Genomic DNA, 751 nt, shown 5'->3' with positions numbered 1-751 from the left:
AAGTACAAAACGTATGTCGTAAAGAATGAATATTTGGTAGTTTATTATCTTCAGTATAAATACCAGCCAATTTACAAATTTTTTGAAACATGTATTTTACTGCATCGTATGAGTATGCTTTTTGAGTGTATGGTGAAATAAATAGCGATGAGTCTCCTGGTTGATCTATTATATTATCCAAATAGTTATTGACTGCTTTGATTAGACTGTCAGATAGTGGGATTAGTCTCGAAACGTTATTTTTGCTGTTGGTTACTTTGATAATCCCTTGTTGGCAATCGATATCAGAAACCTTTAATGCTAATACTTCGGATATCCTCATGCCGGTTCCGATCAATATCCTTATTAGTACAGGATAAACAATTGTATGGTGATTGCTTCGATTGGCTTTTGGTAATTTGTCAGTAACACATAGGAGTTTTTTAAGATTTTCTTTTGAAAAAATATATGGTTTGAATTTTTGTTCTACTGCTTGGTAATAACTTGAATTGACAGACTGACTAGGGATTTGTAGTACTTGAAGAAATTCAGAAAACTGACGGAGGTTTGTTATTAAAGTTTTTCGACGGTGGGGACTTATATGGTCCTTCGGACTTAATATTTCTTCAATCATTTCAGTAGTAATTTCAAGTTTGTCATATTGATTCAAGAGATTGTTGAGTTGCCTTAGACTGATTAATGTGGAACGAGCTACTTTTTCGCCTTTAGAACGTTTAAATTCAATATATTTTTCAAAATATGGTTTGAAAAT

Annotated in this window: 1 protein-coding gene; it reads right to left on the bottom strand. The window is 32.1% G+C overall.

Annotated elements, in window-relative coordinates:
- Positions 1–751, bottom strand: a 751-nt coding sequence (locus ACYQ4S_RS12075) for a tyrosine-type recombinase/integrase (protein ID WP_459771402.1), incomplete at both ends; no start/stop codon positions are given.

It is taken from the genome of Alkalibacterium sp. s-m-28 (genome assembly GCF_054658175.1).
Note: the sequence above shows the minus strand (reverse complement) of the source record. Positions and strands in the feature narration are given on the sequence as shown.